18 protein-coding genes are annotated in these 25161 nt (G+C 64.7%); 8 read left to right on the top strand and 10 right to left on the bottom strand.

Annotated elements, in window-relative coordinates; genetic code table 11:
• Positions 1-3 precede the first annotated feature (3 nt).
• The 3 genes from ACTHNZ_RS13830 (at position 4) to ACTHNZ_RS13820 (ending at position 5028) form a co-directional block, all read left to right on the top strand.
• Entirely contained in the window at positions 4-3138 is a 3135-nt protein-coding gene (locus ACTHNZ_RS13830; protein ID WP_440543068.1) for an efflux RND transporter permease subunit, read from the top strand.
• Between the two features lie 104 nt (positions 3139-3242).
• On the top strand, positions 3243-3755 hold the full coding sequence (locus tag ACTHNZ_RS13825) for a DUF2127 domain-containing protein (protein ID WP_440543067.1): 513 nt from the start codon (positions 3243-3245) through the stop codon (positions 3753-3755).
• Positions 3756-3864: 109 nt separating this feature from the next.
• Positions 3865-5028: a YbfB/YjiJ family MFS transporter gene (locus tag ACTHNZ_RS13820; RefSeq protein WP_440543066.1), complete on the top strand. Its 1164-nt coding sequence runs from the start codon at positions 3865-3867 to the stop codon at positions 5026-5028.
• On the opposite strand, the gene ACTHNZ_RS13815 is transcribed toward ACTHNZ_RS13820, so the two are convergent.
• The gene (locus tag ACTHNZ_RS13815; RefSeq protein WP_440543065.1) at positions 4956-5954 is read right to left on the bottom strand and encodes a LysR substrate-binding domain-containing protein; all 999 of its coding nucleotides are present in this window, start codon (positions 5952-5954) and stop codon (positions 4956-4958) included. The two genes, ACTHNZ_RS13820 and ACTHNZ_RS13815, sit on opposite strands and share 73 nt — an antisense overlap.
• A gap of 283 nt (positions 5955-6237) precedes the next feature.
• Between ACTHNZ_RS13815 and ACTHNZ_RS13810 the strand changes: the two genes are divergently transcribed.
• The 3 genes from ACTHNZ_RS13810 to ACTHNZ_RS13800 all read left to right on the top strand — a co-directional run bounded on the left by ACTHNZ_RS13810 (position 6238) and on the right by ACTHNZ_RS13800 (position 7542).
• Entirely contained in the window at positions 6238-6558 is a 321-nt protein-coding gene (locus ACTHNZ_RS13810) for a hypothetical protein (protein ID WP_440543064.1), read from the top strand.
• Positions 6559-6696: 138 nt separating this feature from the next.
• Positions 6697-6861: a hypothetical protein gene (locus ACTHNZ_RS13805; protein WP_440543063.1), complete on the top strand. Its 165-nt coding sequence runs from the start codon at positions 6697-6699 to the stop codon at positions 6859-6861.
• Positions 6862-7218: 357 nt separating this feature from the next.
• A complete protein-coding gene (locus ACTHNZ_RS13800; protein WP_440543062.1) occupies positions 7219-7542 on the top strand; it encodes a type II toxin-antitoxin system HicB family antitoxin in 324 nt (107 codons plus the stop codon).
• 28 nt (positions 7543-7570) lie between these two features.
• Here the strand turns inward: ACTHNZ_RS13800 and ACTHNZ_RS13795 are convergent, their stop codons facing one another.
• The 6 genes from ACTHNZ_RS13795 to ACTHNZ_RS13770 all read right to left on the bottom strand — a co-directional run bounded on the left by ACTHNZ_RS13795 (position 7571) and on the right by ACTHNZ_RS13770 (position 15833).
• The gene (locus ACTHNZ_RS13795) at positions 7571-8935 is read right to left on the bottom strand and encodes an ATP-binding protein (RefSeq protein WP_440543061.1); all 1365 of its coding nucleotides are present in this window, start codon (positions 8933-8935) and stop codon (positions 7571-7573) included.
• Complete coding sequence (locus ACTHNZ_RS13790; RefSeq protein WP_440543060.1) at positions 8932-9594, bottom strand: response regulator; 663 nt, start codon at positions 9592-9594, stop codon at positions 8932-8934. Before ACTHNZ_RS13790 ends, ACTHNZ_RS13795 begins: the two co-directional genes overlap by 4 nt.
• A 174-nt stretch (positions 9595-9768) precedes the next feature.
• A complete protein-coding gene (locus ACTHNZ_RS13785; protein ID WP_440543109.1) occupies positions 9769-11166 on the bottom strand; it encodes a GGDEF domain-containing protein in 1398 nt (465 codons plus the stop codon).
• A gap of 159 nt (positions 11167-11325) precedes the next feature.
• Positions 11326-11946 (bottom strand): DUF4136 domain-containing protein, encoded by a 621-nt coding sequence (locus ACTHNZ_RS13780; RefSeq protein WP_440543059.1) that lies wholly within the window; start codon positions 11944-11946, stop codon positions 11326-11328.
• 45 nt (positions 11947-11991) lie between these two features.
• Positions 11992-14439, bottom strand: coding sequence for a CHASE2 domain-containing protein (locus ACTHNZ_RS13775; protein WP_440543058.1), 2448 nt, complete (start codon positions 14437-14439; stop codon positions 11992-11994).
• Positions 14439-15833 carry a FecR domain-containing protein gene (locus tag ACTHNZ_RS13770; protein WP_440543057.1) on the bottom strand — a complete coding sequence of 465 codons (1395 nt, stop codon included), beginning with the start codon at positions 15831-15833 and terminating at the stop codon, positions 14439-14441. The genes ACTHNZ_RS13775 and ACTHNZ_RS13770 overlap by 1 nt, the downstream gene beginning before the upstream one ends.
• Positions 15834-16363: 530 nt before the next feature.
• Between ACTHNZ_RS13770 and ACTHNZ_RS13765 the strand changes: the two genes are divergently transcribed.
• Both ACTHNZ_RS13765 and ACTHNZ_RS13760 read left to right on the top strand, forming a co-directional pair.
• Entirely contained in the window at positions 16364-17104 is a 741-nt protein-coding gene (locus ACTHNZ_RS13765) for a response regulator transcription factor (protein ID WP_440543056.1), read from the top strand.
• Positions 17105-17506: 402 nt separating this feature from the next.
• Positions 17507-20557 (top strand): ATP-binding protein, encoded by a 3051-nt coding sequence (locus ACTHNZ_RS13760; RefSeq protein ID WP_440543055.1) that lies wholly within the window; start codon positions 17507-17509, stop codon positions 20555-20557.
• A 204-nt stretch (positions 20558-20761) separates the two neighbouring features.
• On the opposite strand, the gene ACTHNZ_RS13755 is transcribed toward ACTHNZ_RS13760, so the two are convergent.
• The 3 genes from ACTHNZ_RS13755 to ACTHNZ_RS13745 form a co-directional block, all read right to left on the bottom strand.
• Complete coding sequence (locus tag ACTHNZ_RS13755; RefSeq protein ID WP_440543054.1) at positions 20762-21049, bottom strand: H-NS histone family protein; 288 nt, start codon at positions 21047-21049, stop codon at positions 20762-20764.
• Positions 21050-21400: 351 nt separating this feature from the next.
• Entirely contained in the window at positions 21401-23056 is a 1656-nt protein-coding gene (locus ACTHNZ_RS13750; protein WP_440543053.1) for a S10 family peptidase, read from the bottom strand.
• A gap of 166 nt (positions 23057-23222) precedes the next feature.
• Positions 23223-24872: a S53 family peptidase gene (locus ACTHNZ_RS13745; protein WP_440543052.1), complete on the bottom strand. Its 1650-nt coding sequence runs from the start codon at positions 24870-24872 to the stop codon at positions 23223-23225.
• Positions 24873-25161 lie beyond the last annotated feature (289 nt).

Genomic DNA, 25161 nt, shown 5'->3' with positions numbered 1-25161 from the left:
CCCATGCTTAACGCGATCATCCGTTTTTCGCTGCGCTTTCGCGGCGTCATTTTTTCGCTGGCCGTCGTGGCCACCGGCTACGGGCTCTTTACGCTGACGCGCGCTAAGCTCGATGTCTTTCCCGAATTCGCGCCGCCGATGAGCATCGTGCAGACGGCCGCGCCTGGCATGACCAGCGAGCAGGTGGAGACCCTCGTCACCCAGCCGGTTGAGAATGCCCTCGGCGGCATGACCGGCCTGCAGTCGATTCGCTCCCGGTCCATGCAGGGCCTCTCCTCGGTCACGCTCGTCTTCGACGAACATGCCAACGTGATGCAGGTCCGGCAACTCGTCACGGAACGCATCAGTGCTCTCGCGGGCGCGCTGCCGGCGGGTGTCGCGGCGCCTCAACTCCTGCCGCTCACCACGACGACGAGCGTCGTGCGCACCATTGGCCTCACATCGAAGACGCGCTCGCTCGCGGACCTCTACGACATCGCCCAATGGACCGTCAAACCGCAGTTGCTCGGTACCCATGGCGTGGCCGACGTGATCGTGTTCGGCGGTGAGACGCGCCAGATGCAGATCCAGGTAGACCCCGCGAAGCTGATCCGCCACGGCCTGTCGATCCCCGACGTGATTGTGGCGGCACGCCAGGCCACAGGCGTGCGCGGCGCCGGGTTCATCGAGAACGGCAACCAGCGCATTGCCATCAACGCCGATGGTCAGATCACGACACCGCAAAAACTCGCCTGCGTCGTACTGCGTTCGAGCAACGGCGCGGCGGTTCGCTTAGGTGACGTCGCCAACGTGACATGGGGCAGCGCACCGCCCGTTGGTGCAGCATCGATCATGGGCAAGCCCGGCGTGATGGTCGTGATGGAAGCACAGTATGGGACCAACACGATGGCAGTGACGCACGACATCGAAAAGACTCTCGCCGGACTCGAGCCCGCGCTCGTCCGGCAAGGTGTGGACGTGAACACCGGCGTCTTCCGACCTGCCAACTTCATCGAGGCCTCTGTCGCTCACCTGCGCACTGCACTCATCGTCGGCGCCGCGCTGGTCATCGTCGTGCTGTTTCTGTTCCTGCTCAACGTGCGCACCGCAGTGATCTCCACAGTCGCGATTCCGCTGTCGCTGCTGGTCGCGATCATCGTGCTTACGTCGTTCGGAGTGAGCCTGAACACCATGACCCTGGGCGGGCTTGCGATCGCGCTGGGCGAAGTGGTCGACGACGCCATCATCGACGTGGAGAACATCTACCGCCGCTTACGCGAGAATCGGACGCTGGCTCAGCCGCTTCCGGCATTTCGCGTCGTACTGCGCGCATCGCTCGAAGTGCGCAGCGCCGTCGTGTTCGCCACCTTCATCGTGATGCTGATCTTCCTGCCGGTGCTCACGCTCACAGGTATCGGCGGACGGCTCTTTGCGCCGCTCGGCATCGCCTACATTCTCGCCGTGCTCGCATCGCTGGGTGTCGCCCTGACGCTTACTCCCGCGATGGCGCTCGCACTGCTGGCGAAGGGTCCCTTGCCCGAGTTGGAACCACGCATGATCGGGCGCATCAAGACATGTTACATCGCGCTACTGACGAAGGTAGAGCAGCATGTGAAGGTAGTCATGGTAATCGTCGCGGTGATGTGCGCCGCCGCGCTCGCAGCGCTGCCTTTCATGAGCGGGAGCTTCATTCCGCAACTGCGCGAAGGTCATTACACCGTTCACATGGGGCTCGCACCGGGTACTTCGCTTGCCGAATCGATACGCATTGGTACGCAGGTGTCAAAGGCACTGATGCAGGTACCGGGCGTACGGCTCGTGGCGCAGCGTGCCGGTCGCGCCAACGGCGTAGTGGATCCGACCGGCGTGCAGCTCTCCGAGTTCGAAGTCGATCTCGAGCCGATGGGTGCATCCGGCCAGAGCTGGGCGCTCTACCGGATCCGCCAGGCGCTGGCACGCTTTCCGGGCCTCTCCACCTCGGTCAACACCTTTCTCGAGGAGCGCATCGACGAAACCATTTCGGGCACCACGGCCCCGGTGGTCGTGAAAGTGTTCGGCAACGATCTGGACGTCATCGATCGCGCGGCGCAGCAGATCGCCCAGTCGATCGGCACGATCCGTGGCGTTGCCAGTGTCCGGGTGGATTCGCCGCCCGGCATTCCCGAACTGGACGTGAGGCTGAATCCCGACGCGCTGAGCCGCTGGGGCTTTCGTCCAGTCGAGGTGCTCGACGCAATCCAGGCCGCCTACGCCGGCGTGACGGTATCGCAGATCTACGAGGGCAGTCGCAGCTATGACGTCGCCGTCGTGCTCGATCCGGCCCAGCGTCAGACTATCGATGCCATCGGCGACCTCATGATTCGCAATGCTGGCGGCTTAGCAGTGCCGCTGGGCTCACTCGCGACGGTCCGTCAGGTCGCGGGACGCTACCAGATCACGCACGACGGCGGGCAGCGTGTGCAGACGGTATCGGTCAACCTGGGCAACCGGCCGGTCAGCGATTTTGTGCGCGAAGCACAGGCGCGTATGAATCGTGAGATCAGGATGCCGCCTGGCACCTATGCTGTATTCAGTGGTGAAAGCGAAGCGCGCGCGCAGTCGCAACGCGACCTGATCGCGTACGGCGGAATTGCGCTGGTCGGTATCGCGCTGTTGCTGTTCCTCGCAATGAAGAGCCGTCGCGGCGTGCTGCTGGTCATGATCAATCTGCCCTTCGCGCTCGTGGGCGGAGTATTGAGCGTGGTGCTAACCGGGGCGAACCTGTCGCTCGGCAGCATGGTGGGCTTCGTCACGCTGCTCGGAATATCGTTGCGCAATTCGATCATGCTGATCAGCCACTACGAGCACCTCGTGCGTGTCGACCGGCTCGCGTGGGACATGGATACGGCGGTGCGCGGCGCATCGGAACGGCTGGTGCCGATCCTGATGACGGCGCTCGTCACCGCGCTCGCCTTGCTGCCGCTCGCCGTGACGAGCGGTGCGCCGGGCAACGAGATCGAGGGGCCGATGGCGATCGTCATTCTCGGCGGCCTGCTCACATCGACCGCCCTGAACCTGATCGTGCTGCCAACCCTGGCGCTACGTTACGGGCGCTTCGGGCGTGACGAACTTGCTGCATCCGGGCCGTCGGCACAGGGTGAAGCGGGAGGCAGCCCGTGACGGGGCAGCCAGCGATACTCCGCCAACCCGACTCATATGGGCATGCCACGGGCGCCCACAGGAAGCGCGGCTATCAGCCGTGCAAATGAAGTGGAGAGTGCCTCTTGATCGCCCTGAAGACGTTTTTCGACGAGAAAAAGGTCCATCTGTTTTTCGAACTGAGCCTATGGTGCAAGGCGATTTTTGCGGTTTCAGAAATCGCAGCGGGAGCGGCCACCTGGTTTGCTCCGCAGCAGCTTTTCCTAACGCTAGTGTTCTGGGTCACGAGGGACGAGTTCGCCGAAGATCCACACGACCTAGTGGCCAACTTTCTCCTTCATACCGTGCAACATCTTTCCGTCCACACCCAGAAGTTCGCGGCAATCTATCTGCTGGGGCACGGGGTAGTCAAGCTGTGGCTCATCATCGGCCTATTGCGCGAGCGACTCTGGTATTTCCCGGCCTCGATCATTGTCTTTGGCCTGTTCATCGCCTACCAGGTCTACCGCTACGCGTTCACACATTCGGTCCCGTTGCTGCTTATCACGACACTTGACATCGTCATAATCGCACTCACGTGGCACGAGTACCGGTATCTCCGGAAAGAAAAACCCAGGAATTGCAGCCGATCCTGGTAAAAGGTCTGTTGACCGGCCGGCGATTGTGCGCACGCACGCTTGCGGCGACGATCTGTCCATCTTCATCTCCAACGGATATCGAACGGTTCGCACGTTCGGTGCAATGAAAATGGACACCCCCTTCGTACGCACTCGCCGCGCCCCGGTACTCGAATCGTTGGCTGGCGCCGTGATTCTCGCCGTCGGCATGGGTTTCGGGCGATTCTCCTTCACGGGGATGTATCCGGTCATGGTGAAGGAGGCGGTCATGACCGTCTCCGTCGGTTCGCTCGCCGCCTCCGCCAACTATGCGGGCTATTTGCTCGGCGCGCTCGCGATGAGCCGCGTCGGCGAACGGCACGCAGCCGCGGCCAGCCGCATCGCGATGGCGGGGACGGCCATCTGCCTTGCCGCCCTAGCCTTTCATCCGAGCGTATCGATGCTCCTAGCGACGCGGTTCGTCGCCGGCATCATGAGCGCCATCGCGCTCGTCGCGGCATCCGTATGGCTGCTTCATGCGATGGGCCATCACCACGGCGCACCGATCCTCTTCGCGGGCGTCGGCGCAGGGATCGCGATCTCGGCGGAATTGATTGCGTTCGGCAAGGCTGGCGGACTCGGCTCGTCCTCGCTCTGGCTGTTGCTGGGCGTCGTTTCGGCCGGCTTATCGGCACTCGCGTGGCCGAAGCTCGCGCAGCGCCCGGCGCGCCGCGAGGCACCCTCGCCCGACGTGCAGCAGGGGCAGCCCCACGGATCGGCCATCGCGCCGTGGCTGCTCGTCGCGATCTACTGCTTGGCGGGCTTCGGCTACATCGTCACGGCCACGTATCTGCCGCTGCTCATCAAAGCGTCGTTGCCGCGGATCGATGCACTCCAGGTGTGGGCCGCGTTCGGGGTGGCCGCCGTGCCCTCTTGCTTCGCATGGCACGCCTTGCACGAGCGCCTCGGCAGCCGCGCGGCGATCGTCGCCAACTTGGTCGCGCAAGCGATCGGCGTGGTCTTGCCGGCCATCGGCCGTACGCCGCTCGCGTTCTTCGCCAGCGCGGTGCTCGTCGGCGGTACGTTCGTCGGGACAGTCACGATCGTCATGCCCGCCGCGAAACGCGTCGCACATGCCGTGAAGTTCAACCTCATGGCGGCGTTGACGGCGGCCTACGGGCTCGGGCAAATCCTCGGGCCGCTATTGTCGGATCGGCTCATTGCACGAACGCATTCGTTCGATCAACCCCTGCTCGCAGCCGGCATTTCGCTCGTCGCCGCGGCATCGCTTTGCATCGTGCGCCGCTCGGCGTAGACGCCCGCGAGCCGGGCGTCTTCAGCCAATGCTTCGGCGATCGAAGCCCGCACGCATTGCACCCACGTTCGGATTTTGGCGTCGACGTATTCTCGCGACGCGTAGATCGCATAGATGTCGAGCGCTTGCAGGTGGTACTGCGGCAATACTCTGACGAGCGTTCCGGCGCGCAGCGAGGCGCGTGCCGCCAGCGTGGGCAACGCACCGATTCCCATTCCCTCATGCAGCGCGACCGCCATCGCGTCGGGCACGTTCACCTTGAATCGATGCACGGGCAACGGCACGTCGCGTTCCCCGTCCGGGCCGATCAGCCGCCAACGATCGGAGGGGAACACCGACAAGGCCACCTGCAGACGCGCGTGCCGTTCAAGGTCTTCGACCGTAACCGGTGTGCCGTGCGCCGCGAGATACGCCGGCGCGGCGCACAAGATGCCGCGGACCGTCCCGAGCGCGTGGGAAATGTAGTTGGAATCGGGCAACCGGCCGGGCGACACGCGCAGCACGACGTCGTAGCCGTCCTCGAGCAAGTCGGGCACGTCCTGCGACAGCGTCAGATCGACGGCGACGTCGGGATAGAGCCGCTGATACGCGGCGGCGGCGGGCACGACGTAGTTCTGGCCGATGCTCGCCATTGCATGCACGCGCAACGTGCCCGAAGGCGTCGCATGGGCCTGCGACGCCTCGCTTTCGGCCGCCTCGATCGACGCGAGGATATCGCGGCACCGATTGAGATAACGCTCGCCCGCTTGCGTCAGCGCGATGCGGCGCGTCGTGCGATTGAGTAGCCGCGTGCGCAGACGCGACTCGAGCTCCGACACCATCCGCGAAACATATCCGGTCGTCGCATCGAGCTCCAATGCAGCGGCCGTGAAGCTTCCTGCTTCCGCCACCGCAATGAAGATCTTCATGCTACGCACCACATCCATCGTTTTCACGCTCCGTGTCTGAATGGGCGAACCGCATTGGCCCGCACTCGTACCCAAGAGTATGCGCCAACCGAGCTTGGCGGCGGTATGCGATGAAGCGCGGGGCTTCGCGCGAAACCACGCTGCTCAGCGCGATTTTTTCATCAGACGCAAGACTATTTTTTGGTTACAAGTGCTCACGACAATTAAAAAAGGGGGCTGCTAACGTGGGCCTTACGGAAGCGACAAGGATTGCAATTCGATTCATGCCGATGCCGCATTGCATTCGAGCAGGAGAACCCTCATGAAATTCGCCAACAACAAACTTCGTTCGATCCTCATCGCCCTCGCTGCCGGCACCGCGTTGCTCGGGGCAAGCAGCGCGTTCGCGCAGTACGCACCCGCCCCGATGCACCCGGATTACGCGCAGGCGCGCTTGATGCCGGTGGACGTCAGCATTTCGCTAGGCTGGCACGGAGATCGTTACTGGGACGGCCATCGCTATTGGGAGCACGACGAGTGGATGCGCCGCCACCCTCATTTCCATGATCCGCACCACGACCGTGACTTTCACGCCGATCGCGCTCACGAAGATCACGGCCGGGACCGCGATCACCGGTATTGAACGCGGGTACTCGCGGGGCGGAAGTAAAATGACCTCGCCCTAGGCCACGACGCCCGTGCGATGCGGCACGTTCCCCTGGCTCCCCGCGGAACGGGCCGATACGGGCATCAACACGCCGGGATCGCGGACGGACACGGCATGGCTTGCCGGCCCGTGGCGATCCAACTCAGCCAGGACGGCGCGCTTCACCGCATCATCCCCGTGCCGTCCCACGATCGCTTCTTCGATGAGTCGATGCACTTGTTCCCGAGCGCTTCATCGGCCAGGCCCGCGTTCTCGCAGGCGCTGATCGCCGCGTTGTAAAACGGTCCGAAAACCCGCGCGCACGCATCGATTGTCTGCGCCCGAAGGCATGCTCAAGGGGTTTTCAACTCTTGACATATGGTGTCACTATTGGCACCATTCTGACCGAATGCCGGCCGAACGAAAGGTCATCGCGCAGATGCGGTGTGAACCAGCGAATGTGCGGTTCAGTGATTTATACAAAGTTTGCGAGGCGTATTTTGGGCAAGCGCGGCGGTCGGGCTCTAGTCACGCCGTCTTCAAGACCCCATGGCAAGGGGATCCCCGCGTGAACATACAGAACGATCGAGGCAAGGCCAAACCGTATCAAGTTCGGCAGGTTCTCGAGGCGATTGAAAGACTGAAGGAGCGCAAGCAATGATCAAAGACCACTTCACGTATCGTGTAACGTGGTCCCCCGAGGACGGGGAGCACGTCGGCCTCTGCGCGGAATTCCCTTCGCTCTCGTGGCTGGATGCAACGCCCGAGGGCGCGCTGTCCGGTATTCGGCGGCTCGTCGTCGACGTCGTGCGAGAGATGGTGGCGAGCGGCGAAAAGGTGCCGGAGCCGATTGCCGATCGCTCGTATAGCGGCGAGTTCAAGGTTCGAATTCCTCCCCAAGCCCACCGTGCCCTGGTGATACAAGCCGCCGAGCAAGGGGTCAGCTTGAATCGTCTAGCGAGCGCGAAGCTCTGCGCCTGAGGACGAACGATCGCGGCCGGGACCGCGATCACCGGTACTGAACGCGGACGCTCTCAGCGCTCGCGGGGCGGAAGGGCGCCACCGTTACCGTGAGCCCGTGTCCGTCGTCATTGTTGGTCAACGTCACTTCGGCACGATGGCGCCTCGCCACGCGCGTGGCGATGGCCAGCCCGAGGCCGCTGCCCTCCCCTTGTGTCTCCGTGCCGCGATAGAACCGATCGCACACGCGCGCGAGCTCTTCTTCGGGGATGCCGGCGCCCGTATCTCTCACCTGGACGGACACGCTTTTCCGGTCGCGGCGCAGCACGACATCGACGCGGCCGCCGTTCGGCGTGTGCTTGATCGCGTTGTCGAGCAAATTGTTCAGGAGTACCGACAACGCATGCGGCTCGCCCAACACCTCGAAGGCGTCGCTTTCGCCGGCCGGCTGCGCGACCTCCAGGCCGAGATCGATCGATTTTTCTTCCGCCTGCAGCGAAAAATCGCTGACGGCTTGTTCCGCGATCCGGCGCAACGGGACGGATGCCAAATCCGAGCCGACGGGCGCCGCGTCCTCTCGCGCGAGCGCAAGCAACTGCTGCACGAGGCGAATGATGCGATCGAGCCGCTGTTCAATGCGCGATAGCGTCACCCCTTCGCCCCGGAGCGTGCCGTCACGCTCGGCGGCTTGCAACTGGAGCTTCAATGCGGTCAACGGCGAGCGCAGTTCGTGAGCCGCATCGGCCACGAACGTCCGCTGAGCGCTGGAGGCGGCATTGAGCCGCGCGAGCAAGTCGTTCAACGCTTCGACGAGCGGCAGAATCTCGACCGGCACGGGGCCCGCTAGGCGCACCGGCTGCAGCGCATCGAGCGAACGCGTGGAGAGACCGCGCGACAATGCGCGGATCGGGGCGAGCGCGCGCGTGACGACGATCAGCACGAGCCCCACGGCCAGCGGCAATAGAACCCCGAGCGGCCATAGCGTGCGAAACGCCAAGCGCAGTGCGAGCGACTCTCGCACCGATACGGGCTGGGCGACCTGGACGAAGCGCCCGGGTTCGCGCAGGCCGAACACGCGCCAGTGCTTTTCCCCACGCTCGATCGTTCGAAAGCCCTCGGCCAGCCGTTCTATATCCGGAGCCTGCTCCGAACGATAGACCCGCCGCCCCTGGCCGTCCCACACTTCGATCGCGATCCGATCGTCGGATAGATCGTGCATGGCCGGCCCTTGCGCCAATGCGCCCGTTGCCGCCAAGTTCGGCGGCAACGACATCGCAACGGCGTGCAGTTCGTAATCGAACAATTCGCTCGCTTCCTCGTGCGCCGTCCGAAAGATCGCGTAGCCCGCAATGCTCGACGCCGCGGCAAAACCGAAAATCAGCCAGCCGAGCAGCCAACGCCGAATCGACCTCATTCCACGCGCCTCAATCGATAGCCGACGCCGCGCACGGTGACGATCTGCTCGGCACCGAGCTTGCGCCGCAAGCTGTGTACGTGCACTTCGACGGCGTTGCTGCCGATCTCCTCGCCCCACCCGTACAGCTTTTCCTCGAGCTCCGCCTTCGTATGCACGCGTGTGGGGGATTCGATCAGCGCGCGCAGCAGCGTGAACTCCCGCGGCACGAGCGCCACCAGTGCGCCGTTTTTCGTCACCTCGTGCGCCGCGGGATCGAGTGCGAGCTCGCCATGCGTGTACACCGGTTGCTTCTGCCCCGTGCGGCGGCGCAGCAAAGCGCGCACGCGCGCCGCCAACTCGTCGAGATCGAACGGCTTGACCAGGTAGTCGTCGGCACCGGTGTCGAGACCGCGCACGCGCTCGTCGACCGCATCGCGCGCGGTCAGGATGATGACGGGCGCTGCCCCGCCCGAGTCTCGATAGGCGCGCAGCACCGCCATGCCGTCCTTCTTCGGCAAGCCTAGATCGAGCAATACCAAGTCGTAGACGTCGTTGCCGAGCGAGAGCTCCGCGGCGCGGCCGTCCTGGGCCCAATCGATCGCGTAGCCCGCCCGACGCATCGTGTCGAGCACGGGCTCCGCGATCATTCGATCGTCTTCGACCAACAGGAGGCGCATGATTCGCTCGTTCAGCAAGAAGGTGGTTCAAGCGTGCCGAGCATGTCACGGCACGGCTTAACGCAGCCTTAAGCGCCCCCGAATCCTCGAGCCGAACCGCAACGCCGCACGCCTGCCCGAACCGGCGTCACGGCGAGTGCGGAGCCAACGACACCGATGCGATCGGCGACGGCATCAGACGGCGATGACGCAATTGCGTCCGTGCGTCTTCGCTCTGCGCAAGCGCTCTCCGGCCGCGCGCATGACGGCGTCGGCCGTCGCGCCGTCGGCCCCGTATTGGGCGATGCCGACGCTGGCCGTGACCGTGACGCGCTCCTGGCCGCCCTCGAACTGCAGCGACTGAATCGATGCCCGGATACGCTCGCCGATCATCAGCGCGGCATCGAGCGCCACGCCGGGCAGCACGGCCATGAACTCGCCGCCGTCGACGCGGGCCAGGCCGTGATAAGGACGCATGGCCTCCATGCACACCTGGGCGACGTCGTGCAAAATGCGGTCGCCCGTCTGCTCGCTGAATCGCTCGTTGACGCGTTGCAAATTGTCGACGTCGATGGCCAGCAGCGAGAACGGTGAGCCGCCTCGCTTGGCCGCGCCGACTTCGGCCTCTAGGCGCTCGACGAACGTGCGCCGGTTCGACGCGCCCGTCAGCGGATCGGCGGCAGCCAGCGATTCGAGCTTTTGATTGCTGCGCTGCAAGTCTTGCAGCGCGCTTTCGGTGCGAGCCATTTCCTGCCGCAACTGCGCCATCAATTCTTCCTGGCTATAGATCGTGGAAAACGAGCGTGTCGTATGGAACGCTTGCACGATGCCATAGCTGAGCAGGAAGAAGCCGCCCGCGAAGATCGCGTGAGCCAGCCACCACATGTGATTCCACGGCTTGCCGAGCAGGAACGCGAGCGACGACAGCGCGAACGCCATGACCGATATCCCGAAGATCTGCATCAGCGGCGAGCGGATTCGGCGCGCAACCAGGCATGCGACGTTCAGCAGCGAAATCAGCATCGCACCGGTTTCGAGCGAGCGCGCGGCCAACAGCCCGGGAATCGACGAATTCGCGAGCACGGCAACGAGCAGATCGATCGCGGCAAACCCGACGAACCACATTCCCCAGAGCCAACGGTCGGTGCGCCGCTCGACCGAATCGGCCCCCGAGGCGTAGGCCAGCAGCCCGATGAAAAGCAAGACCGACATCGCCAACCGCGAGGCCGGCCCGTACAGTAAAAAGAGCCACATGTGATGATGCGCGAGCGGCGTGAACGCCCCGTGCAGCATGTAGATCAGTACGAAGCCGATGAAGCCGAGCGTCATCCAGCGCAAGATCGGTTCGCCCGACAGGCGATAGCACTGCCAGGTCACGTAGCTGACGAACAGGCCTTCGAGCGTGGCAGCCGCGATGGCGATCTCGTGAAATCCGTGGCTTTCGAACAGTAGATGCGGATCTTGGAAGTAGTACAGATATGCGATCAGGTAAGCCGGAAGCAACGCGAACATCGCGCGCAAAAGCGCTGCGTACCAGCCGGTGACTCGACGTGCGGCTTCAGGAGGATCGCCGACGGCCACGGTATTGCTCATTGTCGTATTCATTTTTGTCTCCTTGCACTGCCTTCGTTGCGATCGACCCGGTATGTCGTCACGGCACGGCAACCGCAGGCGCACGCGGGGCGCGCATCGCGCATTCTACGGAAGAACGGCGTTCAACACGAGTCACGCCGCAGCACGGGTGCGGGAGCGTCACGGCTCGAGCGGAGCGACCCTCGCCACGCTCGGGGCGGCATCGGTCGCAGCCTGGCGCAGCGTGACTTTCCAATCGGTTTGGCCTGGATGAGCGCCCTCGGCGCCAAACGGCAGTTGCGCCAATGCGCTCGCGACGAGGGCGTCGATGTCGCGCACCGCGCCGGGGTCTCGATCGCGCTTCGTCACGCTGACCTTGTACGCCTCGCGGCCGTCCGCACGATCGAAGAACCGCAGCGTCAGCGAATGCACGTATGCCCGGCCCGGCCACTCGAAGCCGGGCGGCAACACGGGCGCACCACATGGGAAGCCGTCGGCGCACCGCGAATAGCCGACGCCGACGGACGCGGGGCGCGTCTCGTGCGACAGCACGACGCGATACCGGGCGCCCAACTCGGGCGCCGCCATGAAGCCGAGCGCGGCCAAGCGGTGCTCGACCGCCGCGGCGTACCGCGCGTCCTCGTCTCCCGGCGCCGCCGGGATGGCGGCATCGCTTGCCAGCGCATACGTGCGCACCCCGCTGCCGAACGCGTGTCCCGCACTTGTGCGCACGGCCGTTTGGATTCCCGTGCACCCTGTCAATGCAGCCGCGAAAGCGGCAAGCAGCAAGGTCGTTTTCATTCGGAGGCTCGTCAAGTCAAATCAAATGAATGGAATGGGTTTTCTTCAGGCCGCGCCATCCCAACGCGGCACCGACACCGTCACGGTCGTTCCGCGGCCCGGCTCGCTCGTCACCGCCACGTCGCCCTCATGGCGCGTCACGACGGTCTTCACGAGCGCCATGCCGAGACCGGCGCCTTGCGAGTGCGGCTGCCCCGGTGCCCTGAAACGGCGAAAGCGCTCGAACAGGTGCGCCAGCGCGTCTTCGGTCATCCCGTAGCCCTGATCGACGATCCGGCATTGAACCCGTTCGTTCTCGGCACTCGCCACCGACACGCGAACCACCGTCTCGCTAGGACTGTACTTGACCGCATTGTTGAGCAGGTTCGTCATTGCTCGCGTCATCAGGGATCGATCAGCATGAACCCAATGAGTGTCGCCCTCGAAATGCGTCTCGACGAAGATACCCTTCGCTCTGGCCTGAGGCCAGATTTCGTCGCTCGCATCGAGCACGACGTCGGCGAGATTGATCGGCTCGAAGACATAAGCCTGCGACTCCGCGCGCGTCAGTTGCACGAAGTCGTCGGCGAGCGTCAGTGCGCGCCGCGTATAGCGCTCGATGTGTCCGAGCAGGGTGCGCAGACGGTCGGAGCGCGTCACCGCCATCTCCTCTTCGATCAACGCCAACACGGACGCGTGCGGCGAACGCATGTCGTGCGACAGCAGCCTCAGCGCATCCTCCCGGGCTTGCTCCGCGGCATGCAGCGCCGTCACCTCGGCGAGGCCGACGACCCAGTATCCCGATGCTTCTCCGCGCGCGTTGCGGCAGCGTGCATAGCGCAGAAGGTAATCGCGTTCAGCGCGATCGCGCACTTCGATTCCATGCTTGAGGATCCGCTCGCCGTTCGGGTCCGTCGGATCGAGCACTTCGGGCCAGCGCGAGCGTAGCTGTACCTCGGAAGCATCCTCGGACGCGATGGCCTTGATGAACGTCATGTCCCCGAGCACGTCGGTCAATCGCCGGCCTTCCGGCGTTCGAGCGCTCAGGCGAGCGAAACATCCGTGCGCGGCCTTGTTCGCGACGCAGACGAGGCCTTGCCTATCCGCAACCAATATCGGCTCGGGCAGGCTGTTCAGGCAATCCCAGACGAACCGCTTCATATCCTGCATTCGATCGGCCGCCTGCTCGACGAGCGCAATGTGCCGCTCGAGCGCATCGCCCCGGACCTCGCGCGAGCGAGCCGGGATGATCTGCAAGTCGTCGCCGTCGTCCGCTAGCCGCTGCAACTCGCCCTGCAGCCGCGACATCGTCATTTCGAGCCGGCGCCAGCTCCATAGCGGATAGACGATCGCCACGGCGAGCACCGCCGGCACCGGCGACAGCCAGATGCTGGCGGCATCGAGCAACACCGCGCTCAGCACCAGGGGAAAGATGCCGAGCCCCATCGTGAGCAGCAACGTGCGCCACGGCGACAAGAACAGCAGGCCCGCGAGCAGCGCCGCGAGCGGAGCGCACGATGCGGCGAACAGCCACCAACCGCGCACGGGATGAATCTCCCGCCCCATCAAGAGCGCGCTGAGCGCGTTCGCGTGGAGCAGCATATCGGCCGTCGGGCCCCACGTTCCGGTGATCGGCGTCGCCAAATGGGTCAACAGCCCCGACGCGGTCAGTCCGACGAACACCACCTTTCCGCGCAAGGCGCCGGGCGGCATCTTACCGTTCAGCAAGTCGTGAGCCGAGATCTGCACGTCGTCCGGCACGTGGCCGGAGAACGGAATCAGCACGCGCGAAGCGGCGGCGCCGCTCGAGGGGCGCGCCGATGCGGCCGTAGGCGGAGCGCTCGGCGAGCCGGCGCGATATCGCCCGTCGGCAAGCGCGACTTTTCCGCTGCGAATGTCGTCGAACAAAGGCACGACGAGATAGGGCACGCTCGCGTCGTCCGTGCGCTCTTGCAGCTCGACGCCCCGCACGATCCCGTCCGAATCGGGTTCGACATCGATATGGCCGATGCCCGCGGCGGCGGCGGCCAATTGCGGCACGGGCTGAACGATGTCCCGGCGCTCGCCCGAATCGACGAAGAGCGGCAGGTAGGTAGGTGCCGCGCGCAGCGCTTGCGCGAGCGCGTCGTCGCCCTCCGACGGCTCCGTCAGCAGGACGTCGTAGACGATCGCCGCGGCACCTTCCTTCGCCACGGCGTCGATCAGGCGAGCCTGCAGCGTGCGCGGCCAGGGCCAACGCCCGAGCTCGGACACGCTGTCGTCGTCGATGCGCACGACCGCGATTTCGGGCGCAAGCGGCTGCGAACGCAGCGTCAGCATCCGATCGTAGACGAGCCGGTTGAAATTCGTGGCGATGCCGTGGAAGACGCAAAAGAAGATCACGGCCACGCCGAAGCATCCGATGCCCAGCCACTCCCATATGAAACGCTGCCAGACGCTCGGCGCGAGCCGCCACCTTGGGCGCGCCCGCTGCCGCACGGCGCGCAACTCGTCGGGGCTCATCGGCTGGTTCATCACTTCGCCAGCGTGAACGTGCGCACGGGTCCGACGGTCTCGTAGAACCGGCCATGATCGTATTGCTCGGACACCACGCGCCAGTGATATTCGCCAGCCGGCAAGTCGGAGACGACGAGCGAGGGCTCGGTCAGGTCGACCGCATCGACGATCGGGTCGCGAAGGTCCTGGCGGCTCGACAGCACCAGCCGGAAGCGGGTGTCGGGAGCCGTTCGGGAGATGCGCCAGGCGAAGCGGTATTCGTGCGGGCCCTCGCTTGCCGCCGTCGCGCTCAGTTCGTTCGCGCGGCGTTCGAATGCATAGACGCGCGGAATCCCTTCGAGCCCGCTCGCGTCGATCGACGAAACGCGCACGAAATACGTGCCGTCCGGCACATCGGAGAACGTCGCGCTAGGCGACTCTACGCGCGCATCGCGGATCAGATCGAGCAGGTCGGCGTCGCGCGCGATCTGGACGCGATAGCCGGCTGCACCCGGCGCCGGTTCCAGGTCGAACCGGACGAGCTTGCCGTCTTGCACCTTACCGGGATGGGCGAGCCGCGGCGGCGGCAACAGCGCCTGGGGCACGCCGACGGCACCGCCGTTCGGCGTCGCACTGCCGTGGCCCGCGCCGACGAATTGCGACGGCGAACTCGCGTCGGCCGCTTTGGCCGCTTTGGCATTGGCTTTGTCTTTCCCGTCGTCTTTCCGCGTTTTCGCGGAAGCACCGACTGCCACGGTGCCGTCGAGGACCTCGACGGCCGTCATCGACGGCAGTTCGTTGACACGGAAGCGCGTGCCTCTCACCCCTGCGACGATCGACGGCGTGCGCACCTCGAAGCGATCGCCCTGCTGCTTCGCGTGCGTCACTTCATTGCTGACTTCCCCATGCTGCAATTCGATGACGTGATCTTCGATCCCCGTGAGCGCCATCTTGCGCAGGATCGACAACACGACGCGGCTGTTCGGCGCGATGCTGACGTACGAACCGTCATCGAGCTCGAGCGTGGCGAAGCCGTCGGCACCCGTGCTGACCGTATCGTCCTCGCCGAGAATGCGCCCGAGGAGCAGCGGCACGGAGGGCGACGCGCCGGCATCGGCCGAGCGGCCGTGCGCACGCGCGGTCACGAGCCCGCTCAATGCCACGATGCTCACCGGCATCGAATCGCGCCGCAGCAAGGCGAGCGGCAAGCGCAGCGCCGTCCCCGGCGGCAAGCGGCGTGGCGCGCTCACGTGATTGAGCACGGCCAGCACGCGCCAGCTCGCGGCGTCGGTCAAATAGCGCTGCGCGACTTCGTAGAGCGTATCGCCTGCCACCGTGATGTAGGTGGCCGTTGCGCGCGCAACGAATTTCGTTTGCGCGCCCGCGGACGGAGCACCGAACAGGGCAACGGCCGCGACGAGGGCGGAGAACACGGCGTTTGCACGGCCGCGCTCCCGCTTTTGGCGCCGCGCTGCTCGGAAACCAAGCAATCGCGCTGGTGACGCCGTGGGGACGGCATATGAGTTATGCATCGTTCACATCTATGACCGCATGATTTATTTATCCGGGCAGACGCAATAGCGAGGTCGGTCGCGCGCCGTCTCGGCAAGGGGCCAGGTCTCCGGCCACCGGACTCGCTACGCGAACCGGTTCGGCAATGCCGAAGCGGGAGCTTAAACGAATTTCGCGTGATCGTGCATTGCAAGATGCCGCGAGGCCTGCTTCCCGTTGGGCTTTCGGGCAGGAAGTATCGGGAAAACGGCCGGACGGCAGCCGGACGATGGTTGCGGCCAACCAGAGAAACGATTGCAAACAAATGTCAACGGCTTATTTTTCGACGAACGCGCCGCAGACTATTCTTTGGGCAATCGCTGTACAATCCGAGCGAATAAAAGTGCTTGTCGGACATATCACCGCGACGTGTCCCAGCATATGAGACGCGAGTGTGCGAGACCTGAAAGCAATGAAAATCGGCTATTTGGAAGACGATGAAGTGCTCGCCGAACACATCGGCGAAATACTGCGTTCGGCGGGTCACGAGTGCGACTTGTTTCGCGACGGCAGCCAGCTGATCCGTCGTTTGAAACGGGATCGGTTCGACTTGATCCTGCTCGACTGGAGCCTACCGGGGGTAACCGGCCATCAGGTCACGATATGGGCGCGCGCCAACTTGAGCGAGCGCGTACCGATCCTGTTCATGACGAGCCGCTCGCTCGAAGCAGACGTCGTAACGGCGCTGGCCGCCGGCGCCGACGACTACATGATCAAGCCGATTCGCACGACCGAACTGCTCGCTCGCATCGATGCGCTGAGCCGTCGCGCGTACCCCGATTCGGGGCCCGGTGCGCAATCGATCATCGAAGTAGGCCGCTATCGCATCGATCCGGTCAGCCGCACCTGCTTCTTGGGCGACGCGTCGATCGAGTTGACGGGACGCGAATTCGATCTCGTCCTGCTGTTGTTCCAGCATGCCGGCCGCGTGCTCTCGCGCGAGCACATCGGCGGCACGCTCTGGGGCCAGCCGCAGAGCGCCATTTCTCGAACGCTCGATACGCACATGTCGCGCGTACGCTCGAAATTGCAGCTGAGGCCAGACAACGGCGTACGGCTGGCACCCGTCTACGGTCACGGCTATCGCCTCGAAATCGTTCTGGATTCCCCCGATCCGACAGCAATGGGTACGCTCCAGGCTGGGCATGCCTGAGTCCGGTCGGCCCCGGAGACGCACCGCGCATCCGGGTAGCATCCGGGCATCGTGATGGGGAGGATTCCAGCTCGTCCCATCGCGTCAGCAACCGTCCACAACCGGCCTTGAGGCCGGGGTTCCGGCTCACCGCCCTGAACTGCGCGTTCAAAACCGGAGGCAGGTTGACGATCAAGGCTCCTGTCCCTCGGCATATGTCCCTGGATCAGGGTGCCATGTCCCTAATTGCCCAGCAATATCCGCGCGAATCGGAGTCGCTTTCGTTTGATCGATATCAACGATGAAACTCGCACTCCCGTATCAATCAGTATGAAGTTTTCCGCGCCGGCGCCGTAATAACCGTCATTCGGGCGCCAATGCCCGTTCCCTGATTCCCGCTTCCACGGTTACGGAACATCGGACATGGACGGTCCTCTCGACACCTCGGAAACCCCGCACGCGCACGCCCGGGCCATCGACCCATCGTCGAAGTCGCTGCGCCGGCGCTTCGCGCACGTCAAAGTGCAAACGCTGCTGCTGATCGCGGCCGTCTGGTTCGCGCTCGGCGCATTGGTGATCTGGGACGCGAACGCCGAGATGCGCAGCGCCCGCGCAGGCGCCACGGCGCTCGCCGACGCACTGTCCGCCCACACCGTGCGCGTCATGCGCGAAGCCGAGCAAGTCGCCGCGCTCGTCTCGTGGCAAGTGCAGAACGACGGCGTATCGATTCCGCTCGCCTATTACGTGGCCTCGGGGCTGCTCAAGCTCGACGTATTCGTCCAAGTCGCCGTCATCGATTCCCAAGGCTATTTGCGCGCGTCCACCATACCGGGCTTCGCGCCGATCAACTTGTCCGACCGCGAGCACTTTCGGATCCATATCCACAATCCGAGCACGGAGCTCATGATCGGCCGCCCGGTCGTCGGCCGCGCCAGCGGCAAGACGTCGCTGCAACTTTCGCAGCGCATCAGTTCGGCCGACGGCCGGTTTCTCGGCGTCGTCGTCGTATCGGTGGACCCCTCGTATTTCACGGAACTCTACAACGGCCTGCGTATCGGCAAGAACGGCGTCGTTGCGGTGGTCGGCACGCACGACTACATCATTCGCGCCCTGCGCTCGGGCCGCGACCAAACCGTCGGCGCGACGCTGCCGCCGGGCTCGCCGCTCCGGCGCGCGCTGGCGAACGCCCGTTCGGGCAATTTACGGATGCCCTCGTTCATCGACGGCCGCGACACGATCATCAGCTACCGCACCATGAACGACTATCCGCTCGCGGTGGCCGTCGGCTATTCCACGAGCGAATATCTCGTCGCCTGGCGCACGCGCAGCCTCTTGCTGCTAGGGGCCGCCATCTTGCTGACGATCTTGATCGTGGCCACGGAACGGCGCACGAAGACGTTGCTCGGCAATCTCGCCGCCGCGCACGAGCGAGAGATCGCCAAGGGCGCTCAGCTCGAGCAGGCACGCTCGGACGCGGAAGCGGGATCGCGCGCGAAAAGCGCGTTCCTCGCCACCATGAGCCACGAGATTCGCACGCCGATGAACGGCGTCATCGGCATGACCGAGGTGTTGACGCGTTCGTCACTGTCGCCCGATCAAAAGGAAATGGTCTGCACGATTCGCGATTGTGCGTCGGCGCTGCTGAAGATCATCGACGATATCCTCGATTTTTCGAAAATCGAGGCGGGCAAGCTGCAGATCGACTCCGTGCCGACGGCGATCGAAGACGTCGTCGACAGCCTCGCGTCGTCGCTCGCGACCGTCGCGGATGCGCGCGGCGTCGCGCTGCGCACCTATGTATCGCCGCTGCTGCCGGCCAGCGCGATGTTCGACGATACGCGCCTGCGCGAAATCCTCTACAACCTCGTCGGCAACGCAATCAAGTTTTCGTCGGGACGCAGCGGCGTTCAAGGGCATGTCGCGCTGCGGGCCGTGCTCGTGGAGGAGCCGGTGCCGCAGGTTCGCTTCGAGATCAGCGACAACGGTATCGGCATGACCGCCGAAACGCTCGCCAAACTATTTCAGCCGTTCAGTCAGGCAGAGGCATCGACCACGCGGCGCTTCGGCGGCACGGGCTTGGGGCTCGCGATTTGCCGCCGCCTCGTCGGGCTGATGGGCGGGCAGATGTCGGTCAAAAGCGAGCCGGGCTCGGGCTCGACGTTCACGGTGGAGTTGCCGCTTCATCCCGTCGAAGGCGCCGAGCAGCGTAAGCTGACCGACCTGTCGGGGCTCGCGTGCGTAGTGGTCGCATCGCCCGACTGGCGTTGCGACGACATCGCCGACTATCTGCGCCGCTCCGGCGCATCGGTGGAGATTGCCGCCACGGCCGACGATGCTCAGCAAGCCCTGATGCACGCTGACGGCCGCCGCGTGCTCGTGCACGACGCCCGCTGGCCGGCGGACGCGCTCGCTCGCGCTGCTGCACGCGACGGCGCTGCCGTGACCGGGGACGTGCTGATCGAGGCGTCGCGCAGCCTCGCGATGATGACGCGCACCGGCAACACCGTTTCGATCTGCGCGCAAGCGCTGCGCCGGCGCGTTCTCGTCGATGCCGTCGCGCTCGCCGCAGGCTGCACGGACGCCGCGGCACTCGCCGCCTCGCCCAACGAGGCGGCGCAAGCGCCGCGAACGCCCGCCGACGACGGCATCACGCTGCTCGTTGCGGAAGACGACGAGATCAACCGGCGCGTCATCTCGCGGCAATTGGGGCTGCTAGGCTACGCGGCCGATCTGGCCGTCGACGGCGAGCAAGCGCTCGATATGTGGCGCACGAAACCTTACACGCTCGTGCTGACCGATTTGCACATGCCTCGGCGCGACGGCTACGAGCTGGCTCAAGCCATACGCGCCGAAGAAGCGGACGAAGCGCGCACGCGTGTGCCGATCGTCGCCCTGACGGCCAATGCCATTACCGGGGAAGCCAATCGCGCCAAGTCGCTCGGCATCGACGATTACCTCACGAAGCCGCTCAAGCTCGATCAGCTCGAACAAGCGCTCGCGCAATGGACCACGTCGCGGCGAGGCGGCACGCCGCAAGCGCTCGAGCCGACCGCACCGAATCCGCTCGCCGAAGACGGCCATGCGCGCCGAGACGACGACAATGCCGATGCCGAAGGCAACGCCGTCGAATCGGTCGTCGACGTCAACGTGCTGAAGGGCATCGTCGGGGACGATACGGAAACCATTCAAGCGCTGCTCATCGAGTATGCCGAATGCTCGGCCGCCCTCGCCGACGCGCTGCGCGAGCACCTGACTCAGGGCCATGCGAAAGAAGCCGCGGCCATCGCGCACAAGTTGAAGTCGTCCTCGCGCTCGATCGGCGCGCTGCCGCTCGGCGAGCTTTGCGCGGAGATCGAAGCCGCGGCGTCGAAAGACGAGCGCGACGGCTTTGCTCGGTTCGCCGTGCATTTCGACGCCGCGTATCGGCACGCGATCGAGGCCGTGCGCGGCATTACGCTCGCGCAGGCCAACTGATGATGTTCGTGCGATGTCGGCGCGGATGGCCGGCGAGAAACCTGACCCGGCGAGCGTCATCGTTGACGAGCATGATGGAATGAGACGGGACGGCCCGGCTCGATGTCTTGACGTTTTATGGCCGGCCGACCATTGGCCGGAAAAACTTACGAGAAACGAGGCGCAAATTTACCGTCCGTCGAGCGATGGATCAGCCGCGGACCACTACTCGCTTACCCGGAACTGCTCCGGGTCTTTGCCCTTCAACCACCGAGGCCGGGGCCCTCGCCCGCCCCAAGTTTCACCGGTATCGGGGTGACGGAAACGCGGTGCGCCATTCGAAGCAGCGCGCGCTTTGCGACGGGTGCCGAAGATATCGTCCGGCGTGAACCCGAATGCGGCGACGGTTTCGCGTACCGTTGCCAAAGCGGCTTGCGCCTCGGCTCTGCGCGCCTCTTCGATCTCGGCGTCAAGCTCTTGTTTCCTTGCTAGCAATTCCTTATACGTCGCCACGGACTCGATCCTCCTAACGGTTTGTCACAGGCGCAGCAGTTCCGTCGCTCATGCCGCGGCTCGTTGCCGCAGCATGAATGACGGCGCATTGCGCGCCAAGGCTGCCATGACCCTGAGGTATGGCGGGCACAGCAAAAGCAATACTCGTGCCTGATCGACGTTTCTCTTCGCTCCATTTAATTTGCGATAAATGGAACCGCCGCCGCCCCGTTTGCGTAGCAATTGCGCAAATGAAAAGGCGGCATGCCTCTCGACATTGCCGCCTCGGATTGCCCCGCTTCCGCGCGCCGGTACTACGTCACGCTCGATTCGTCGCCGGTGTGCATTGGGGTATCGGCCATGCACGATCCATTACGCGCGATGCCGCTGCTGCAACATTCGGACACGGGCCATCGCCGGTGCATCGCTGCCGACGGTGTCGTACATCTTCGCGAGATCGGCTTTCAGTGCCGTGCGCGATCCGCCATCGAGATACACCATGTGACCGGACGGATAAAAGCGCGCCGACAAATTGTTGCGCACCGATTGCTCGATCAACGGCATCTGCTGCAAGTCGAGCACCGTTTGATAGAACGGCGTCACGAAATCATAGAACCCATTGGCGGACAAGACCTTCAGATCGATGTTGAGCGCCATGACCGCCGCCAAGTCGCCCGCCGTGTACAGGATGACGTTCCCCTGCGCGTCCTTGCCCTTCTGCGCCCCCGTGGGATCGACGTGGCCGAAGTCCCAGTTCCGGAAGGCCTGATCGTTCAAGTCCGTGAACGAGGAAGTCGACGTGTACTTCAGTTGCTCATTGAGGTACTCGTTCCACATCGTCGTATAGACGCCCGTCACAGCCGTCATCGTCGGATCGTTGCCGCCCGAGTTGGGGTCGATCTGCCCGGCGATGCCCGTGTCGATCGCCGTGACGCGCCCGTCATAGGCACCGAGCGCGACCCCTTTCGACTTGAGCAGCGTCGTGAGGAACAGTGAATTGCCGCGGCTGTCGTAGCCGGCGATATCGAGACTCCAAGCGAGCAGCGTCGTCTTGTCGATGCCCGTGTACTGCGAGAGCTTTTCGACGACGGCATCGTCCGTTTGCGGAAACTTGCGCAGCGCGGCGAGGTAGTCGGTACGCGCGAACTGCGCGACCTCCTCGACGAACGCGCCCAGATCGGTCGGCGTCGGCGCGACGCCGAGACGCTTGTGGTACCAGGCATCGGCAGCCGCCGTGGGGAGCGCGCCGACAGGATTGCCCGCTTGCGTGTAATCGAGGATCGACGACTGCAGCGTCACGCCGTTCAGATCGATCCCGTCTTCGTGCAGCATGTACGCCAGCACGCAGCTGCGCGCGGTGCCGTACGATTCGCCGAACAGATACTTCGGCGAATTCCAGCGATCGTTCTTCGTCAGAAAGCGCTTGATGAATTGCTTGATCGAGCGGGCGTCTTGATCGACACCCCAGAAATCGCGATTCCTATTCGGCGCGACCGCGGCGGAGTACCCCGTTCCGACCGGATTGATGAAAACGAGGTCGCTCTTGTCGAGCAAGCTGTCCGGGTTGTCTTCGAGCGAATAAGGCGCCGGCGGCGTGAAGCTCGGCATCGACGTCTTGATGCGCTTGGGCGCGAACGAGCCGAGCAGCACGAAGACGGAAGATGAACCGGGGCCGCCGTTATAGAAGAACGTGACGGGCCGCGCTTCTTCCTTTTGATTGTCTTCGGTGAAAGCGACATAGAAGATCTTCGCATTCGGCTTGGAGCTCGATTCGTCCACCGTCACGAGATGGCCCGCCGTTGCCGTGTATTCGATCTTCCGCCCGCCGATCGTGGTCGTGTGATGCGTGACGGCCGCGGCTTCGCTCGTATCGGTCACGAAATCGTCGAGCCCGTTGCCGTAGGCGACGTCATCGTGAAACGGCTGATCGCCGTGCCGGTTCAGGAAGACGTGCGGCATCGAAGCCCTGCCCGGCGACGGCGCATGAGCATTGTGAGACGATTGCGGGCTGCCGGTATCGGAATTCATCGTAATCGCTCCATCAGTTATGGCCGGCGCGTTCGAGCACGCGCACGGCTGCGTTGACGAACTGCTGCTAAAGCGCCGGCATGCCTCGAAGCATGCCGGCGTCGAACCATTGCCGTTCTCGTTGTCGTTCGCGCTCTCGCTTTGGCCTACGAGCACCGGCCCCTTACTACGGAAGCTGCCGGCGAGAACGATCGTCGGACTTCGGCGCGGCCGATTCACTTGCCGCCGCGGAAACGCCCAGCGCCGCTGCAACGCTGCGCCCGTTGGGGCTGCCGAGCCCCGTGCAGGCATCCCATCCCGCACTAGCCGCGTAGGTGCCGTTGTCACCCGATGTAACATCGTTGAACGCGCTCGGTGCCTGGTAGAGCTTCTGATTCACGAATCCCGCCGGCTTGCCCGATAGCGCGTTGATGCGGGCAATCAAGCCCGCAAACAGCGGCGCCACGGCGCTCGTGCCGCCAACAGGCACCGACTGCCCGTCGATCAGCACGTCGTAACCGGAAGTGGGTGAGGCATCGGCGGCCACGTCCGGCACGCCGCGCTTGGCCAGCGCAACGGGCGGCCCGTCGACGCGCGCCGCCGCCAGCCCTTCCTGCCAAGCGGGCAGCGCGAATCGAGCACTCACGCCGCCGCCCGTCGCGCCGCCGCCCGCGCCGTCGTTCCAGACGACCTCGTTCGCAATCGCACCGCTCCCGCCCGCGGTGACGCGCGTGCCGCCGCATGCCAGCACGTAAGGGCTCGAGGCTGGGAAATCGACGTGGTCGGCGCCATCCGCGCTGCCGTCGCTCGAGCCGCTGTCCCCCGCCGCCGCGCAGATCGTCACCCCGAGTGCCACCGCCGAGCGCAAGGTATCGTTGAAGCTCGCTATCGCCTGGTCCGTCCATGCGTTTTCGGGGCCGCCCCAACTGATCGACAGGACCGAGGGCTTATTCGCGGCATCGTGCAGCGCGTGCGAAACGGCGTCGACGAAACCGGCGTCGCTGTTCGGCGCGAAGTACACGGCGATCTTCGCTTTCGGGGCGATCGCGCCGGCAATTTCGACGTCGAGCGTCACCTCACCGTCCGGGCCGCTCGGATCGCCCGAGGGGGCATTGCCGGCGCCGTCGACGGGAACGGAGACGACCTGGGGCGCGGGCACCCCCAAGCTGCGGAAGTAAGCCGATAGATCCGATCGCGCATAGCCCCCGCCCAGCTCGATCAAGCCGATGCATTGGCCGTTGCCGTCTCCGGCCGGGAAATCGTACAGCCGAGCGAGTTCCACGGGCGTGAATGCTTGGGCAGGCGCGGCGCGAGCGAAGATCGGACCGTCCCCGCTGCCCGTGCGTAGCCGGAAATGCGTCCGCGCTTGCGGCCGATCGTCTAGCCCGAGCACGGCTGTCACGATGCCCGCGATCTCGGCCGGAATGGTGATCGCTCCGGTGCGCCCGCGAAACCGGCCCAGCGTGGGGTGTTCGTAGTGGGAAAGCTCGACGCCGAACGCCGCCTGCAGATGCCGAGCCGTGCCGGTCAAGACAGCCTTGGCGGCGCTCGAATCTTGCCGTTCGATGCGCAGTTCGTACTCGCGCGCAAACGCCTCGAGTTTGGCGAAATCTTCCGGCGCGACGCCGAACCGTTGTGCGAACGCTTCGCGGGAAAGCGGCTCGGCCTGCTGCCCCCGCGCGACGCGCTCCGTGAAATCCTCGAGTTCGCGCTCGGCGCGCCGGCGCAACGTGACGACAACACGCAGCGTTTCGTTCGGGTCGATCGGCCCGAGGCACTTGGAATCCTTGACGGCTACGCGCTCACTGCCCGCCAGTTGCTGTCTCGCTTGGGTCATCAAGACGCTCCTCACACAATGAACATGCGGAAAAGCTCCGACACGCGCCCGAACCTTGCAGTTCCTTTCGGCTCGCTGCGGCGACGCGGTCGCAACAGCGACGGCCACCGGCGAGCGACGCCATGGATGCCGTGCATTCCTCGGACAACGTTCAAAGTGTAGTGCATCGGCCGCGGCGCGCGGGGGGGCGCCACGCAACGTCGGCCGCTCGGCCAAGGCACCGAGGAAACAAGAAGACAAGAAGGCAAGGACGGCCGACGCGCGCGACGCACCGCGCGTGCACCCGCCA

This window comes from Trinickia sp. (assembly GCF_051953955.1).
Classification (GTDB): Bacteria; Pseudomonadota; Gammaproteobacteria; order Burkholderiales; family Burkholderiaceae; genus Trinickia.
This window is presented reverse-complemented; position numbering and strand designations above follow the sequence as displayed.

Excerpts from the sequence above, each read along its gene's own strand:
- ACTHNZ_RS13805 (WP_440543063.1), top strand. The coding sequence starts at position 6,697 with ATGGCTTGCCGGCCCGTGGCGATCCAACTCAGCCAGGACGGCGCGCTT.
- ACTHNZ_RS13750 (WP_440543053.1), bottom strand. The coding sequence starts at position 23,056 with ATGAATTCCGATACCGGCAGCCCGCAATCGTCTCACAATGCTCATGCG.
- ACTHNZ_RS13810 (WP_440543064.1), top strand. The coding sequence starts at position 6,238 with ATGAAATTCGCCAACAACAAACTTCGTTCGATCCTCATCGCCCTCGCT.
- ACTHNZ_RS13785 (WP_440543109.1), bottom strand. The coding sequence starts at position 11,166 with ATGAGCAATACCGTGGCCGTCGGCGATCCTCCTGAAGCCGCACGTCGA.
- ACTHNZ_RS13800 (WP_440543062.1), top strand. The coding sequence starts at position 7,219 with ATGATCAAAGACCACTTCACGTATCGTGTAACGTGGTCCCCCGAGGAC.
- ACTHNZ_RS13765 (WP_440543056.1), top strand. The coding sequence starts at position 16,364 with ATGAAAATCGGCTATTTGGAAGACGATGAAGTGCTCGCCGAACACATC.
- ACTHNZ_RS13815 (WP_440543065.1), bottom strand. The coding sequence starts at position 5,954 with ATGGATGTGGTGCGTAGCATGAAGATCTTCATTGCGGTGGCGGAAGCA.
- ACTHNZ_RS13760 (WP_440543055.1), top strand. The coding sequence starts at position 17,507 with ATGGACGGTCCTCTCGACACCTCGGAAACCCCGCACGCGCACGCCCGG.
- ACTHNZ_RS13790 (WP_440543060.1), bottom strand. The coding sequence starts at position 9,594 with ATGCGCCTCCTGTTGGTCGAAGACGATCGAATGATCGCGGAGCCCGTG.
- ACTHNZ_RS13830 (WP_440543068.1), top strand. The coding sequence starts at position 4 with ATGCTTAACGCGATCATCCGTTTTTCGCTGCGCTTTCGCGGCGTCATT.
- ACTHNZ_RS13795 (WP_440543061.1), bottom strand. The coding sequence starts at position 8,935 with ATGAGGTCGATTCGGCGTTGGCTGCTCGGCTGGCTGATTTTCGGTTTT.
- ACTHNZ_RS13820 (WP_440543066.1), top strand. The coding sequence starts at position 3,865 with ATGGACACCCCCTTCGTACGCACTCGCCGCGCCCCGGTACTCGAATCG.
- ACTHNZ_RS13745 (WP_440543052.1), bottom strand. The coding sequence starts at position 24,872 with ATGACCCAAGCGAGACAGCAACTGGCGGGCAGTGAGCGCGTAGCCGTC.
- ACTHNZ_RS13780 (WP_440543059.1), bottom strand. The coding sequence starts at position 11,946 with ATGAAAACGACCTTGCTGCTTGCCGCTTTCGCGGCTGCATTGACAGGG.
- ACTHNZ_RS13775 (WP_440543058.1), bottom strand. The coding sequence starts at position 14,439 with ATGAACCAGCCGATGAGCCCCGACGAGTTGCGCGCCGTGCGGCAGCGG.